Below are 16,122 nucleotides of genomic sequence, written 5' to 3' on the forward strand. Positions count from 1 at the left end.
AACAATGTGCTCCACCTGATAAGGTGCGAATGATGCCAGTTACGATAAGCAATATCGCAATTTCAACAGTAATATCCATGATGAAAGCAAAGGAAAAAAGAATACACAATTTAATAATACTGCCTAGCAAAATTTCTGCACCGAAAGACAGAACTTCTGTCTGGTCTGCCCTGGAAACTTTTTTTGCCACATATGTTCCTAATGCTTGTCCAATTTTATGAATTGAAATTTCATTCATCCATGTCACCTCTGGCTCCATAGTATCACCTATTCCATATATTTCCTAGGGCAAATTTGCAACCTGTTGAAATAACGTCTTAACTCGTAGGAATTGTTGTTTGAATCGTTGTATTTCCCAAAAGAATAAAGTCCCCTTAACAGGGGCTGAGAAAATTAAAGAGGTTTTTGTTGTATGCTAATTACTATTTTTTATCATTTTCATAGGGACATGAAGACATTATTATTACAGCAGAAATCTACGGCGTAGTGTCTGATAACAACTTTTCAAAATTAATTTGGCTTAGTAATTCTTCGATATACCGGGTAACTTGGACATAATCTTCGATAACTCGTATTAACACATACATTGCAGGTGGCCGCAGTTCTTTAGCATACTGATTGATCGCAGAGATACTTGGAGCATTACGATGTGTCATTTTATTTCTAAATTCAGTAACATAGGCATGGTTTCCACCCCATGGGGTAGTATCCATATTGTCTGCTTCCCTAAAATATGCATCAATACGCTTAGCTTGTGGAATTGCATTTTTACCCTGGGCGCAATTGTTAAATAAAGTACGGTAGTAAACCTTATCAATATCATATTTAAGATGAAATGAATGTTATATAGTTGCGCCAACAAATCCCACAATGTAGAGGTGCGAAATATTATGTTTGTCATCTACATTTAATTTTGTTAATGCAAAGTTTAACGATGTACCACAGCATGATTTCTGCAGCGTTATCTGTAAACTATTACAGTTATTGGGAACTAATGCATTAAACCTAACATTCAACTATTCCTAGATAATAGTTAGCAGGTTTAACTTTCATTTCACCAGGCAATAATCCTATGGAGAATGTCAGTGTAAAAGGATGGTAAAATGATCATGGCTGGATTGTTACAAACACTGAAAAACTTTCTTGCATATAAAGAGCCCCTGGATACAGAGGAAGGCTTTGAACTTCTTGAAGGGGAATATGAGGGAGCTGAGCATGAAAAAAATGAGAAGCCGACTTCAAAATCGAATATAGATCAAAGTAAGGCCATAGAAAAAAATACCAGTTCTCCTTTTAAAGCTGCGAAATGGAATGAATATAGAAAAAAAGAGAATAAAAATCAATTACCAATGCAAGACGGATTGGTTTTTTCGGAGCTTAAGGCAAACCTTGAAAATATAAAACAGGAATTCAACATGCCTAAAAATGAAGACATTGTTATCAGAGAATTTACTGTGGGTATGAACAAAAAAGCATTTATCGTCTTTGTAGATGGAATGGCGGATAAAATCGTTATTAACGACTTCATACTGCGCCAGCTTATGAACCTTGAGCATTTTAAAGGTTATAAGAATGGATGCCCCGTTGATTATGTTATGAACCATGTATTATCCATTAATAATGTCGAAAAGGTGAAGGAATATAAAAAAATCATATCTCAAATTCTGAATGGTGTTACAGCCTTATTCATCGATGGCTGTGAAGAAGCCTTATTGATTGAGAGCAGGGGATATGAAAAAAGGAATATCGACAAGCCATCTACCGAATCGGTGGTTATGGGATCCCAGGAAGGCTTTACAGAAAACTTGCGCACCAATATCACGCTAATAAGAAGAATTATAAAAAACAAAGACCTCATTACTGAAATTCAACCTGTAGGAAAAACCAGCAACTCAAACTGTGCAATTATGTATCTTGAAGGGATAGCCAACCCGGAACTGGTAAAGGAAGTAAAGAGGAGAATAAAAAGCATCAATATTGATTTTGTAACAGGGGATGGCATGATAGAGCAATTTATTGAAGACAAACCGTTTCAAATCATCCCACAGGTATTAAACACCGAAAGGCCTGACAGAGCAGCTTCCTTTATTATGGAAGGGCAGGTTGTCATAATAGGAGAAGGTGTTCCCTTTGTTAATGTAGTGCCTGTCACATTCTTTGCCATGTTCCATGCCTCTGAGGACTCCTTTTTAAGATGGCCCTTTGGCACGGCAATACGGTTAATACGAATACTTGGTTTATTTTTTGCAACATTATTACCGGCACTTTATGTATCTCTGATCCTTTATCATCAGGAAATGATCCCTACAGACCTGCTGGTTGCATTTGCAACAGCAAGGGAAAATGTGCCTTTTCCCACGATCATTGAAGTATTGATATTGGAAATATCCTTTGAGTTGATTCGTGAGGCCGGAGTCAGAGTTCCAGGTATCATAGGTCCAACCCTTGGCATTATTGGAGCGTTAATACTTGGACAGGCAGCGGTGGCTGCAAATTTAGTAAGCCCTGTTCTCATCATTGTTGTGGCGGTAACGGGTCTGGGGAATTTTGCCATACCCAGCTATTCTTTAGCAACAGGAATACGGCTGATTCGATTTGGTTTAATACTAGCCGGGGCATTTTTAGGCTTTTACGGGGTCGCTGCTGTTTTATTTATTGTAGGCTGTTTTGTATGCAACATGAAATCCTTTGGTGTGCCCTTTCTTTCACCGATTTCTCCCGTAACGAAGAAAAATCCGGATATCATTGCAAGAGCGCCTAACTTTAAACAAAAAAAGAGGCCTGATTATCTTAATACACCGAACCAAAAGCGTACGAGTGATAGATAAAGAAGTTAGGCTGGGAAAAGGAGGAAGTTGAGTCTATGATAAAGGAAGGGAAATTTGGAACTCACGAAGCAGTATGTCTGGTTACCATTACCATCACAGCAAAGATGTTTTTTACAAGTCCCGGGGTATTGGCGGATATATTAGGTCCAGCTACTTGGTATATGACTTTATTATCTGCAGCCACAGCTTCTGTAGGCTTTACCTTTATCTATCTTTTACTTAAACGCTTTCCGGGTAAAAATATAGTAGAAGCTTTTGAAGCTTCCCTTGGACGTTTTTGCGGGTTCATTTTTTCTTTTTTGCTGGTTCTGTTATTTATGCTGAACGCTTCGGCTATCGTCAGAGAATTCGTAGAGGTACTAAAGGTTTATGTGCTTCCATTGACTCCGATAAGCTTTCTTATAGGTATATTTGTCGCAGTGGTTACGGTTGTGAGTTTTTTGGGGTTGGAGACCATAGCGAGATATGCAAAGCTGTCTGCGTATATACTTCTGACAAGTTTTATTACTGTGCTTATACTGGCATCACAAAAATATGAGACTTTCCGCATGTTTCCCATTCTAGGACATGGGCTTGCAAAAACAATTCAGCATGGATTGGCCAGAAGCTCATTCTATGGGGAGGTGTTGATCTTGGCAGTAGTAGCAGGCTCGCTTCAAGGGACGAAATATGTTAAAAAGGCGGGATACTTGAGCCTTGCACTGTCCGGTATTCTGGTATCATCCGCTCTTTTGGCTTTTACCCTAACATTTCCTTATTACACAGGAGGGGAAATTACTGCCCCCATGTATCAGTTAACAGCCATGATCGATTATGGAAGGTTTCTTCAAAGGCTTGAACCTATTTTCCTTTTCATATGGTTTATAAGTTCATTTGTATCCGTAACGGCAATATTCTACACGTCTGCAAGCTTATATTGCAAAATTTTCAGAATTCAGGACATGAGGCCTATCATTTTTCCTTTTGCAACTATTCTTTATACAATTGCTATTATGCCGGGCGATATTACCACGGTTGCCACCGGATATATCCACAGGTCCAGGGAATATGGCTGGACAATACTTTATATCCCGCCGCTCATCGCTCTCATTATGGCAATCGTAAAGAAAAAGGAGGTTAAGAATAAAAATGCGTAGAACAGCATTGCTTATTCTAATATGTTGTATTTTTTCAAGTATGCTTACTGCCTGCATTGATGCAAATGAAACCGACGACTTTGCACATGTGCTTGCCGTTGGTATTGACAAAGGGGTATCCAATAAATGGCGAATCACCGTCCAGTTTGCCACCTTGAAAAAAGACGGAGATAATAAAATGCAAACAACAGGAGGAAATGAAATCTTTGAAATTCAGGAGCAGGATGGCTATACCTTCATTGCCCTGGATGCTCCTTCATTTTATGGAGGCGTGAGTATGATTAATTCCATTCTACCGAGAAAGCTGAATTTCATGCATACAAAATTACTCGTATTATCCGAGGATATTGCAAAGTCGGGTCTGGTTGGCGAATATCTCGCTCCCATTGCGAGATACAGGGAGATTCGAAGGAATGTTCGCGTACTTATCTCCAAATGCAAAGCATACGAATTTATCAAAGAGAACAAGCCTTTTTTCGGCAAAACCCTCTCCAAGAGTATGGAACAAATGGTGCAGGAATGGTCCAACATGGACTTTTTCCCAAATATTACACTGGGTGATTTTTACGATGACATTAAATCCACCTACAATCAGCCAATTGCCATTTTGGCCTGTGTTAATGATTATAGCAATTTTAAGGAAACAGGGAGCCAATGGGGAGAGGAATTCAAGTCGGAAGGAGATTATTTGGCAGGGCAGATTCCGAGGATTGGAGGAAACAAGATTGAGCTTTATGGCACAGCAGTATTTGATGGAGATACCATGGTAGGAGAACTGAACGGAGACGAAACCCGGCTCATGTTAATGGCACGGGACCAGTTCCAAAGGGGATTTTTTACAATACCGGACCCCAAAAATCCGGATTTGATCGTGCCTTTGGATGTCCGGGCTGCAAGAAAACGCAAGGTAATGATAAAGCTTGAAGGGGATAAGCCTGTTATCGATCTTAAGATACAACTCGAAGGGGATTTGCTTGCCGTACAGAGCGGAATTAACTACGAAAGCAAAGAGTTGAAGCCTGTGCTGGAAAAAGCTTTTGAGCAGTATATAAAAAACGGGCTGGACAATCTGGTAGAAAAATGCCAACAACTAAATGCGGATGTCTTCCTTTTTGGAGGTATAGCCGCGAGACAATTTGCTACAATCGAGGAATGGGAGCGGTATAACTGGATTGAAAAATTTGAAAAAGCGGAAGTAAATACAGAAGTTGATTTTACCATACGTAGAACAGGAGCAATTCTAAAAAGCTCCCCTGTCATTAAGGCAAAGGGGAAAGAGTAAATGAAGCTTGTAGTGAGTATCTATGTTTTGTTATCAACAATACATATTTTAAGCTTTGCAAAATATAATCGGAGCAAGAAAAATAAAACGGCTGCCGCAGGAGCAATTCTTCTGGGGCTTATATCCATTTTGCTGCCTGCAATAGTGATATTAACAAGATAAATATCAAGAACTCCGTCTATTGGAATGATGAATCAAGAAATGGGCAGCAATAATAACAGATGCCATTGTTATAAAATAAAAAACAATGGCATCCCGGTTATCTATATTCCATTATATGCCTTCAGATAAATATCTTTCAATTCCGACACCAGAGGCATTCTTGGATTTGCTGTTGTGCATTGGTCTTCAAAAGCTTTATCTGCAAGTTCATCCAAAGCCTGCATAAACTGGTCCTCCGATATCCCGCAATCCTTTATGGACAGGGGCATTTGCAGCTGCTTCATCAGGTCAGTTACCGCAGATATCAGGCTGTTTATGCCTTCCTCCGTATTGCGGCAGGGCAATCCAAGATATTTAGCTATTTCCGCGTATTTTTCATCCGCTATATAGTGTTCATATTTTGGAAAGGCAGTGAACTTTTCCGGCCTTGAAGCATTGTATCTGATAACATAAGGGAGTAAAACGGCATTAGCTCTTCCGTGAGGTATATGAAATTTACCGCCTAATTTATGTGCCAGACTGTGATTAATACCCAGGAAAGCGTTGGTGAAGGCCATACCTGCTATACATGACGCGTTATGCATCTTTTCACGTGCCTTTTGATCATCACCATTCATATAGACCTTCGGCAAATATTCAAATACAAGCTGGATAGCCTTCATGGCAAGTCCGTCTGTGTAGTCCGATGCCATAACCGATACGTAAGCTTCGATTGCATGAGTTAATACATCCATCCCTGTATCGGCTGTAACATGTGCAGGTACCGATTGCACAAATTCCGGGTCAATAATGGCCACGTCCGGTGTCAGCTCGTAGTCTGCCAGCGGATATTTCACTTCTTTTTCCGGGTCTGTTATTACTGAAAAGGATGTTACTTCCGAACCCGTTCCTGAAGTGGTAGGAATAGCTACCAATTTGGCTTTATTCCCCAGAGGAGGATACTTGAACACTCTCTTGCGGATATCCATAAACTTCATGCGAAGATCATTGAAGTCGGTTTCAGGATGTTCATAAAATAACCATATTGCTTTAGCGGCATCAATTGCAGATCCTCCTCCCAGAGCAATGATAACATCAGGCTGAAAGGTTTCTGCTGCTTTAACACCTTCTCTTACCGTATCAACTGTCGGGTCCGGCTGTACCCTGTCAAAAATCTCTGAATGCACATAGTTTCTGCCTTCACGTTTTCTTAAATGGTACAGGACTTTTTCCACATATCCCAGTTTGACCATTACTTTATCCGTAACTATAAAAGCCCGCGAGATATTGGGCATTTTCGACAGATACTGGACAGAGCCGGGCTGGAAATAGATTTTCTCCGGTATTTTAAACCACTGCATATTGTACCTTCTCCTTGCCACACGTTTCTTATTGATTAAATTTACAGCGGTGATATTGGCAGTTGTGCTGTTTCTGCCGAAGGAACCACAGCCTAATGTGAGTGAAGGCATATTGGTATTATATATGTCCCCTATAGCCCCATGACTGGAAGGCTGATTGACAATAATCCTTCCGGTGTTTACCCTTTCTGCAAACTCGTTGATTACACATTCATCGCTGGAATGGATAACCGCAGAATGGCCAGACCCTCCGAAATTAACCATTTCCACGGCTCTTTGGATACCTTCGGCAGAATTGTTCACTTTAAAACAGGCCAATATGGGACATAATTTCTCCCTGGATAAAGGATATTCAGGTCCTACCCCTTCAATTTCAGCAACCAGTATTTTTGTACCCTCCGGGACCTTGATTTCCGCCATTTGTGCTATGGTTTCAGCAGATTTGCCCACAATTTTCGGGTTCATGGCACATTTCTTTTCATCAATAGCCAGGCTTTCCAGCCTTTCCCTTTCTTCTTCATTGACAAAATAGCAGCCGAGTTTCTTCATATATTCCGTAACAGGTTCGTATATATCCCTGTCAATAATAACCGCCTGCTCTGAGGCGCAAATCATACCGTTATCAAAGGTTTTTGACAAAATCAAATCGGTTACCGCCCTCTTTATATCCGCTGTCTTTTCTATATAACAGGGTACATTACCAGGACCAACTCCCAATGCAGGCTTTCCGGCACTGTACGCTGCTTTGACCATGGATGAGCCGCCTGTGGCCAGTATTAAAGAAATGCCATCATTTTTCATCAATGCCTGGGTAGCCTCTATGGAGGGATTTTCTATCCATTGAATGCAGTGCTCCGGAGCTCCTGCTTTGACAGCTGCATCCCGTACAATTCTGGCAGCCTCTGCACTGCATTGCTGTGAACCGGGATGAAAAGCAAATATAATCGGGTTTCTCGTCTTCATTGCAATAATGCACTTGAATAATGTAGTTGATGTAGGATTTGTGACCGGTGTAATACCGGCAATAATACCAACCGGTTCTGCAATATCAAAATAGTCTTCTTCTTCATTTTCATTAATAATGCCTACAGTTTTTTCATATTTTATACTGTGGTAAATGTATTCGGTAGCAAATAAGTTTTTAATAACCTTATCTTCATAGACCCCCCTCTGGGTTTCTTCAATTGCCATTTTTGCCAGCCTCATATGGTTAGCTAATCCGGCAAGGGCCATTTCTTTAACAATATGGTCCACTTGCTCCTGGTTTAATTTAACCATTTCTTTCAAGGCCATCTTGCCATTTTCTACCAACTTTTCAATAACAACAGGCACTTCTCTGTCAGTTTTATTCTGTTCGGCCATAAAAATCCTCCTATCCTGCATAACATAACTTTTGCCGCTTTATATAGTATGTTAACAAGACCAGATTTTTATTACAGATAAATTGGTTTGTGCAGATTAGTTCTTCGTCATCTTTCCGTACTCCCAATACTTCCGGTTTTATTTGTTGCGCCTGAATGTGACTGTTATCGTTGTGCCCTTTCCGGGCTTGCTTAACAGCTGAACCCTGGCATTATGGAATTCCGCACTGTGCTTTACAATGGAAAGCCCCAGCCCGGTTCCGCCGGTTTCCCTTGAATGAGACTTGTCAATTCTATAAAAACGTTCAAACACCCGGCTTTGGTGCTCTCTGGGAATGCCAAAACCATTATCTGCAACGGTTAGTACGACATTATCGGGTAAAGCTCTGACACTTACATCAACCGTGCCTTTTTCATAATTGTATTTGATTGCATTATCGCACAGGTTATAGATCATTTCCTCCAGGATTTGCCTGACACCTGAAATGATAGCATTCTCACCGCTGACTGACAGCTTTATCTGTTTCTGCTGCGCAAGGGAAGATAGTCTGCTGACTGTTTCCGTTGCCAATTCCAATAAGTCAATCTCTTCAAAAGGAAGCTGAACATTTTTCTCATCCAGCCTGGAGATCCGTATCACATCGTCTATAAGGTTTATGAGATGCCTTGCTTCTTTGTATATGCGGTTAGCAAACTCGGGAATGTCCTCCGGCTGCACCATGCCGTTTTTCATAAGCTCTGCATAACCTGAAATGGAGGTAAGGGGCGTTTTGAGTTCATGGGACACATTGGCAGTAAACTCACGGCGCATTTTTTCAGCAGATTGTTTCTCTGTTATATCCAGTATAAATAGAATAACTCCTTTGACAACCATATCATCCTTAACAGGGCTGACCAGTAAATGAAAAGAATCCTCACCAATTGTAAATGTATTTTCAAATAAATGCCCGCCCATAGCTGTCTCTATTGCTTTTTGGAGGGGTATGCTTCGATCTAAGGTTAATATATGCTTGTTAATTATATCCTGGGTGCTTACATTAAATATGCTTGCAGCACTTTTGTTGATGAATAATATCAAGCCTTTGTTGTTTAAAACTATTATTCCTTCGCTGATATTTTCCGTAATCGCATTAAACTCTTCCTGCTTCTCCTTCAGCCTTTTGAACTGGCTTTCGATCTGTTCGTTCTGTCTTGCCATGCGGGACAGCAGTGGGGACAATTCGTCATAGACATCATTGGATAACGGATTCTCCAAATTTAAGTTGTTTAAAGGGAAAATAATTTTTTTCGTAAGCAGATTGGCAATGATCATGGTCAGCAGTATAACCAGTAGTGTAATTAAAGCGATATACGGTATAAAACCTAAAACAGATTTGAAAACACTGTTTGTTGTGGCTGATACTCTCAGAACTGTGCCGTCATTGAGCCGGACAGCCCGATAAAATGTCTGTGTACCAAGAGTTTTGGAAAGATGAACTGCTTCACCGAAGCCGTTTTTCAATGCATCGGCAATTTCCGGCCTATTGAGGTGGTTTTCCATGTTTTCTGCTTTAACCATATTATCAAACAAAACAGTTCCGTCACTTGCTACCCATGTGATCCTGCTGGAGTTTTCCTGATTTTTAAGGCCGGAAAAAACCTGTTCTCCGATTAAATTGTAGCCGTTTGAGATAAAAAGAGCTTCATTTCTGATTTCCTGCTGCATCTGGATATGGAATTCTCTGTATATGACTCCGGTTATAAGAAAGGAAGTGAGTAAAATGGTTATAAAGGCGAGCAGCAGCATGCTTTTATAAATACGCTTTTTCATGCATTTCCTCCAATCCTGTAGCCAACCCCCCTCACCGTTTCAATAACCTTTCCTGCTTCTCCGAGCTTTTGACGCAGGGTGCGGATATGCACATCCACAGTACGGGTCTCTCCTTCATACTCATATCCCCATACTTCTTCCAGGAGCTTATCCCTTGTCAATACAATACCTTCATTTTCCATTAAATATTTCAGAAGCTCAAATTCTTTGAATGTGAGGGCAACCTCCTTCCCGTCCGCTAGAACAACATGCCTGTCAATATACATTGTCAGCCGACCGGTGGATAATTCGGATGATTTGCTTACTTGTCCTGACCTTCTGAGAACAGCTTTGACACGGGACAGGAACTCCATAATTCCAAAAGGCTTGGTTATATAATCATCTGCTCCGCTGTCCAGCCCAAGAACCTTGTCATATTCTGCGCTCTTTGCAGTAAGCATTATTACCGGAATGTGCCGTGTTTTCGGTGATGCCTTTAGTTTTTTCAATATTTCAATACCGTCTTCGCCTGGCAGCATGATATCAAGCAATATTAAAGCAGGCAGCCCGCTTTCCAGCGCTTTTAAAAAAGGTCTTCCTTCGCTGAACCCAATAGCCTCATATCCGTTGGATTTAAGTGCATATATAATAAGCTCCCGTATGCTTCTGTCGTCCTCTACACAATAGATCATTTTTCAACCTCGCTAATATGCTTGCCGGTAATGGAAAATACAACCCATTCGGCAATATTTGTAGCATGATCGCCTATCCGTTCAAAATATTTGGCAATCATCATCAGGTCAATAGCAAATTCACCGTTATTGGTGTCTTCATTAATCAGCCTGATCATATCAGCCTTCACATCATTAAACAGATTATCAACTACATCATCGTAATCTATCACAGCCCTGGCAAGATCCAAATCCTGTCGAACATAAGCGTCGATACTGTCCGTAACCATTTTTATCGTAGCCTTTGCCATGTCTACAATGTGATTTGTGTTCTCTGCATCCTTTATATTGGCAAGCATAGTTATTTCCGATATATCTGCAGCCTGGTCCCCGATTCGTTCCATATCTGTAATCATCTTCAGGGCAGATGAAATCTGGCGCAAATCTCTGGCAACAGGCTGCTGCTGGAGAAGCAACTTGAGGCACAGGCTTTCAATCTCCCTTTCTTTCTGGTCTATTTCCTGATCTGCTGCAATTGCCTTTTTGGCAAGTTCTATATCTCCGTCTATCAGCGCTTTTGTCGCATTTGCTATGGCTCCTTCACACAAGGCGCCCATCTGTATCATCTGTTTTTTTAAAAGCTCCAGCTGCTCATCGAATTTATTCCTCATTACCCAAACCTCCCGGTTATATAATCCTCAGTCCGTTTATCCTTTGGCATGGAGAACAGCTCCTCTGCTCTTGAATATTCTATGACTTCGCCGTGCAGGAAAAAGGCGGTTGAATCTGCAATACGTACAGCTTGCTGCATATTATGGGTAACTATAATAATAGTATAGTCTTCTTTCAATTCAACAGCAAGGTCTTCGATTTTGGATGTTGAGATGGGATCAAGGGCTGATGTCGGTTCATCCATCAACAGGACTTCAGGCTGTACAGCCAACGCTCTTGCAATGCAAAGCCTCTGCTGCTGGCCGCCTGAGAGCTCCAAAGCGCTCTTTTTCAGGCGATCCTTTAATTCATCCCATATTGCAGCCTGCCGCAGGGATCTCTCTACCACATCATCCAGCTTGATCTTTGATCGGATGCCGTGGGTACGAGGCCCGAATGCCACATTGTCATAAACACTCATAGGAAAAGGATTAGGCTTTTGAAAAACCATTCCCACCCGTTTCCGCAGCAGGTTTATGTCCATATCACCGTAAATGTTTTCGCCGTCCAGCAAGACTTCGCCTGTTATCCGGCAGCCTTCAACAAGGTCATTCATTCGGTTCAGGCATTTCAGAAGGGTAGATTTTCCGCAGCCTGACGGCCCGATAAAGGCTGTTATTTCGTTTTTTTTGATATTCAGATTGACCTTCTTCAATGCCTGAAAATCGCCATAATACAAATCCAGATTCTCTATACGAATTTTGTCCATATCTTATCCTTTCTACTCCATTTCTTCCAGCAGCCAGAGCCTGGTATCCAGCACGTGGTATCTAATATGCAGTCAAGCATTACCCAGTACCTGACACCTTTCTCCTAATATCTGGCACCTGGTTCTTAGGATTTTGTCAGTTTTTTTGCTATATATCCTGAGAACCAGTTAATCAATACAACAATAAATAACAGTATTACAGCCGTTGCATAAGACTGGTTTACATACAACCCTTCGCTGGTAAGAGCGTACATGTGAACCGATAGCGTGCGGGTAGAATCAAACAGAAAGTCCCTGCCCTTTGGTATTTCAGCTACGGTTCCGGCAGTATAGATCAGTGCCGCGCTCTCTCCGACAATCCTTCCAATGCCCAGGATGACACCGGCCAAAATACCAGGCATTGCAGAGGGCAAAACAATTCTAAACACAGTCCTGAGCTTGCCTGCTCCCAGCCCGTAACTGCCTTCCCGGTACGAATCGGGAACAGCTTTTAATGCTTCCTCAGCGGTACGCATGACAAGCGGCAGAATCATAATTGCCAATGTGCATGCACCTGCCAGGAGAGACATTCCCCAGCCAAGAGCAGTTACAAAAAACAGCAATCCAAACAAGCCGTAAACGATTGACGGAATCCCTGACAGTGTCTCGGCAGTAATTCTGATTATGCCAACCAGCCTTTTGCCTCTTTTCGCATACTCAACCAGATAGATGGCAGAAAAAATTCCTATAGGCGCTGCAATCAGAAGCGAGATTAACGTCATGATAACAGTATTTATCAAAGCCGGCATAAGTGACATATTCAAGGTGTTGTATTCCCACTGAAACAGCTCAGGCTTGATATTAGGTATCCCTCTTATCATGATATACCCAATCAAAAAAAGCAAAATACCTATGGTAAGAATTGTTGATACTAACACCAGGAGGAACAGGGCCAGCGACAGGGGGCTGCGTTTATAGGCCTTGAGCTTTTGCCCGAATGATCGCTTGTTTATGCATTCCATCAGCCAGTCCTCCTTTTAAGCAGTGACAATAATAAATTTATAATAAGAATAAATACAAACAGCACAACAGCTGTCGCAATCAGGGCCTCCCTGTGCAGTTCCGCAGCATAGCCCATTTCAATGATTATGTTGGCTGTAAGTGTCCTGACGCCTTTCAGCAATCCGGCAGGCATTCGTGCCTGGTTTCCTGCAACCATGATGACTGCCATGGTCTCTCCGATGGCTCTGCCTATACCCAGGACCACAGCAGCCATGATGCCGGATTTTGCAGCCGGAAGCATTACAAAAAATATGCTCCTTTCATGGCTCGCCCCAAGTGCCAGTCCGCCTTCATAATAGCTTTGAGGGACCGCTCTGATTGCTGATTCGCTTACACCTGCAATCGTAGGCAAAATCATGATGCCCAGGAGAATGGATGCCGTCAACATGCTGCTACCGGTGCCCCCAAAGGTATCACGGATAAAAGGAACTATGACTACAAGTCCGAAAAACCCGTATACAATGGAAGGAATCCCTGCGAGCAGGTTTATTGCAGGTTTTAAGATGCGGTACAGCCTTTTTGGGCAGTACCTGGCCATGAATACAGCTGTCAAAATCCCTATGGGTACTCCAATCACTGCAGCGCCGGCTGTTACATAGATACTTCCCAATATCATGGGTAAAATTCCAAAAGAAGGAGGTGTATTATTAGGTTTCCAGGTTGTGCCCAGCAGAAAATCAAATATTCCGATTTTCGCCATAGCAGGTATGCCGTTTATAAACAGAAATAAACAAATAAGTGCAACAGCCAGAATGGATGTGCATGCTGCTGCAAAAAATATTGCTTTCATTATGCTTTCTTTATATTTTGTCATAGATACTTAACCCCTTAAAAGCCTGTATACGCACCTGATCTGGCAAAATACCCTGCCAGTTTATTTTGGCTTACTTAGCAACCTCATTCCAGGAGGTAATTTCCCCTTTGAAAATACCTTTAATTTGGTCACTTGTCAGATTACTTACCGGGTTTTCCTTATTTACAATGACAGCAAGTCCATCCATAGCTATAACTGTTGGTTTCAAGCTTTTCAATTCACTCTCCTTCAACTCTCTGGATGCCATGCCGATATCACAGGTTCCTTCCATCGCTGAATTCATGCCTGTTGTGGAATCACTGAGCTGTATTTCAATTTCAGCATTGGTGTTCAGCTTCAAATAAGCCTCTTTTAGCTTCTCCATGACCGGAGTTACAGACGAGGATCCCGCAACCACTATTTTGCCGGAAGGCTTGGTGCCGCTGTAAGGCCCTTCTTCTGAAGCAGCAATATAGCCATTGTCTTCAACTACCTTTTGTCCGTCACTGCTGAGGATAAAGCTGATAAAATCCTGAGCCAGTTCGCTGATGTCTTCCTTGGTTGCAATATTAAAAGGCCTGAATACTTTGTAAGCATTGTTTTTTATATTTTCAACGGTGGGTTCTGTTCCATCAATCTTAACTGCTTTGACGGTATCATTTAATGAACCTAAGGAGATATACCCAATGGAGTTCTTATTGCCAGCTACTGTGGTCATTACGATTGAAGTACTGTTTACAACAGTTGCCTCGTCTGTCGTATTATCTACCTTGTTTCCGTTTGCATCCTTTTCTTCAATTCCAAATAGTTCAATAAATGCTCCTCTGGTGCCCGATCCATCTTCCCGGGAAACAACTACAATGTCATTGCTGCCTCCGCCTGCACAGCCTGTGAAGAGGATTGTCAGCATGATTAAGGCTAACACAAGTCTTATATTCTTTTTCATTCCGTTTTTTCTCTCCTTTTCTTTCTCTGTATCTTTTTCCTTAACAACTCAAATATTACAGTAAAGAAGTTAAAGGTAGATGCAGGTTTAGGTTAAATTCTTGTAAAATATCAAAATATATATCCTTTCATATAATCAATCTAATGACCTTCCTTGGGGACTCTGCTTTCGCTGAAGTTAACATCCATGAATCCTGCCTCTACTGTAAAATTTTATTTGGAGGTGGACTAATAATAGATGGATTACTGAAAACATTTTAGTACTTTTCTGCTTATAAAATACTTGTCACTGATAATACTAATTTTATAAATAAAAAGAGAATGCCAGCCTATCCCGACATCCTCTCATCATTGCCCAATCTTAAATTTACCTTACACTGCGTAATATAGCCATCGTAAAAACTACTTGATTTGGAATTGGTGATATAATTATTTACGCTTTAGTCTGCCTTTTAGCTCCTTTACTTTTGTTTCAATTGTTGAAATTACCTTTTTAAACTCCTCATCACTTTTTTCCCAGTGGGATCATCTAAGCCCCAATCTTCTCTATGTTTGCAGGGAAGATAAGGGCATTACACATTGCACCCCATTGTAATAACAATATCTACCGGAGGGATATCATCAAGCAGCTTTGAATGTTGGGTTTTCTCCATATCTATATCATATAGCTCTTTCATTAGACGCACAGCGTCCTGATTAATTCTGGGTTTTGTTTCTGTACCAGCAGAGTAGCTTTCAAATATATATCCTGCAAGATGCTTACCAAGTGCCTCAGCTATCTGGCTTCGACAAGAATTATGAACACAAATAAATGCGACCTTGGGTTTATTACCCATAACCATCACACTCCATTTCAGCAGCATTTCTCACCGCTTGAACATTCACAGCTCGGCTCACTCCCTGTAAGCCAACCCATAATCACGGCAAAGGCACATCCCACTCCGGCATCAACAGTGATGGCGTTTGTGGGACAATTTTTCGCGCAAGCGCCACACTCCATACAACGGTCTTTATCTTCAATCTTTGCTTTCTTTTCATTGACACTGAAAACTCCATGAGGACAAACTTCCGTACATCTTCCACAGCCTATACATTTTTCAGCAGACAAACGAAGCGTTGCAACATTTTTCAAATATCTATGTTTCATAGTGTCCTCCTTTATACATAGATACTATTTATCAGCAACAATACAATCCCTACTATTAATGAAATAGCAATAAGCGGCACAGCTATTTTCATTTCTTTGATAACACCGGAAAAGGATGTATATGTTGATGAGCCTGTGAAATTCATTGCCAAATAAGCCGAAAATGATGGCAATACCAGCAAATTCCCTATGGCAAGAAGCAAGGAT

16 protein-coding genes and 1 pseudogene are annotated in these 16,122 nt (G+C 41.2%); 4 read left to right on the forward strand and 13 right to left on the reverse strand.

Translation table 11 applies throughout. The features are described 5' to 3' along the window. The coding region (locus GXX20_05340) for an accessory regulator AgrB (protein HHW31083.1) at nucleotides 1–238 on the reverse strand (238 nt) is incomplete at its 3' end. 238 nt (nucleotides 239–476) lie between these two features. Then, nucleotides 477–818 carry a hypothetical protein gene (locus GXX20_05345; GenBank protein HHW31084.1) on the reverse strand — a complete coding sequence of 114 codons (342 nt, stop codon included), beginning with the start codon at nucleotides 816–818 and terminating at the stop codon, nucleotides 477–479. A gap of 291 nt (nucleotides 819–1,109) precedes the next feature. Here GXX20_05345 and GXX20_05350 point away from each other — a divergent pair, with 291 nt between their 5' ends. From GXX20_05350 to GXX20_05365, 4 genes are read left to right on the forward strand one after another with little or no spacing between them, the layout of a single operon-like run. Beyond that, complete coding sequence (locus tag GXX20_05350; protein HHW31085.1) at nucleotides 1,110–2,828, forward strand: spore germination protein; 1,719 nt, start codon at nucleotides 1,110–1,112, stop codon at nucleotides 2,826–2,828. 35 nt (nucleotides 2,829–2,863) lie between these two features. Further along, nucleotides 2,864–3,964: an endospore germination permease gene (locus GXX20_05355; GenBank protein ID HHW31086.1), complete on the forward strand. Its 1,101-nt coding sequence runs from the start codon at nucleotides 2,864–2,866 to the stop codon at nucleotides 3,962–3,964. Further along, nucleotides 3,957–5,246 (forward strand): Ger(x)C family spore germination protein, encoded by a 1,290-nt coding sequence (locus GXX20_05360; protein ID HHW31087.1) that lies wholly within the window; start codon nucleotides 3,957–3,959, stop codon nucleotides 5,244–5,246. Before GXX20_05355 ends, GXX20_05360 begins: the two co-directional genes overlap by 8 nt. Further along, nucleotides 5,247–5,408 (forward strand): hypothetical protein, encoded by a 162-nt coding sequence (locus GXX20_05365; protein ID HHW31088.1) that lies wholly within the window; start codon nucleotides 5,247–5,249, stop codon nucleotides 5,406–5,408. Nucleotides 5,409–5,509: 101 nt separating this feature from the next. Here the strand turns inward: GXX20_05365 and adhE are convergent, their stop codons facing one another. The 11 genes and pseudogenes from adhE to GXX20_05420 all read right to left on the reverse strand — a co-directional run. Then, on the reverse strand, nucleotides 5,510–8,110 hold the full coding sequence (gene adhE, locus GXX20_05370; protein ID HHW31089.1) for a bifunctional acetaldehyde-CoA/alcohol dehydrogenase: 2,601 nt from the start codon (nucleotides 8,108–8,110) through the stop codon (nucleotides 5,510–5,512). Nucleotides 8,111–8,248: 138 nt separating this feature from the next. Beyond that, entirely contained in the window at nucleotides 8,249–9,919 is a 1,671-nt protein-coding gene (locus GXX20_05375) for a PAS domain S-box protein (protein HHW31090.1), read from the reverse strand. Next, nucleotides 9,916–10,590: a response regulator transcription factor gene (locus tag GXX20_05380; GenBank protein HHW31091.1), complete on the reverse strand. Its 675-nt coding sequence runs from the start codon at nucleotides 10,588–10,590 to the stop codon at nucleotides 9,916–9,918. The genes GXX20_05375 and GXX20_05380 overlap by 4 nt, the downstream gene beginning before the upstream one ends. Further along, entirely contained in the window at nucleotides 10,587–11,240 is a 654-nt protein-coding gene (phoU, locus tag GXX20_05385; protein ID HHW31092.1) for a phosphate signaling complex protein PhoU, read from the reverse strand. The genes GXX20_05380 and phoU overlap by 4 nt, the downstream gene beginning before the upstream one ends. Further along, on the reverse strand, nucleotides 11,240–11,989 hold the full coding sequence (gene pstB / locus GXX20_05390; GenBank protein HHW31093.1) for a phosphate ABC transporter ATP-binding protein: 750 nt from the start codon (nucleotides 11,987–11,989) through the stop codon (nucleotides 11,240–11,242). Before pstB ends, phoU begins: the two co-directional genes overlap by 1 nt. 125 nt (nucleotides 11,990–12,114) lie before the next feature. Then, nucleotides 12,115–12,990, reverse strand: a complete 876-nt coding sequence (gene pstA, locus GXX20_05395) for a phosphate ABC transporter permease PstA (protein HHW31094.1) — start codon at nucleotides 12,988–12,990, stop codon at nucleotides 12,115–12,117. Continuing rightward, nucleotides 12,990–13,844 (reverse strand): phosphate ABC transporter permease subunit PstC, encoded by an 855-nt coding sequence (gene pstC, locus GXX20_05400; GenBank protein ID HHW31095.1) that lies wholly within the window; start codon nucleotides 13,842–13,844, stop codon nucleotides 12,990–12,992. Before pstC ends, pstA begins: the two co-directional genes overlap by 1 nt. A 70-nt stretch (nucleotides 13,845–13,914) precedes the next feature. Then, entirely contained in the window at nucleotides 13,915–14,769 is an 855-nt protein-coding gene (locus GXX20_05405) for a phosphate ABC transporter substrate-binding protein (protein ID HHW31096.1), read from the reverse strand. Between the two features lie 428 nt (nucleotides 14,770–15,197). Continuing rightward, nucleotides 15,198–15,604, reverse strand: a pseudogene (locus GXX20_05410) (arsenate reductase ArsC). 17 nt (nucleotides 15,605–15,621) lie between these two features. Further along, on the reverse strand, nucleotides 15,622–15,915 hold the full coding sequence (locus tag GXX20_05415; GenBank protein HHW31097.1) for a 4Fe-4S binding protein: 294 nt from the start codon (nucleotides 15,913–15,915) through the stop codon (nucleotides 15,622–15,624). 11 nt (nucleotides 15,916–15,926) lie between these two features. Beyond that, nucleotides 15,927–16,122, reverse strand: a 196-nt coding sequence (locus GXX20_05420; protein ID HHW31098.1) for an acetyl-CoA synthase subunit gamma, incomplete at its 5' end; no start/stop codon positions are given.

This window comes from Clostridiaceae bacterium (assembly GCA_012840395.1).
In the GTDB taxonomy this organism is placed as follows: domain Bacteria; phylum Bacillota; class Clostridia; order Acetivibrionales; family DULL01; genus DULL01.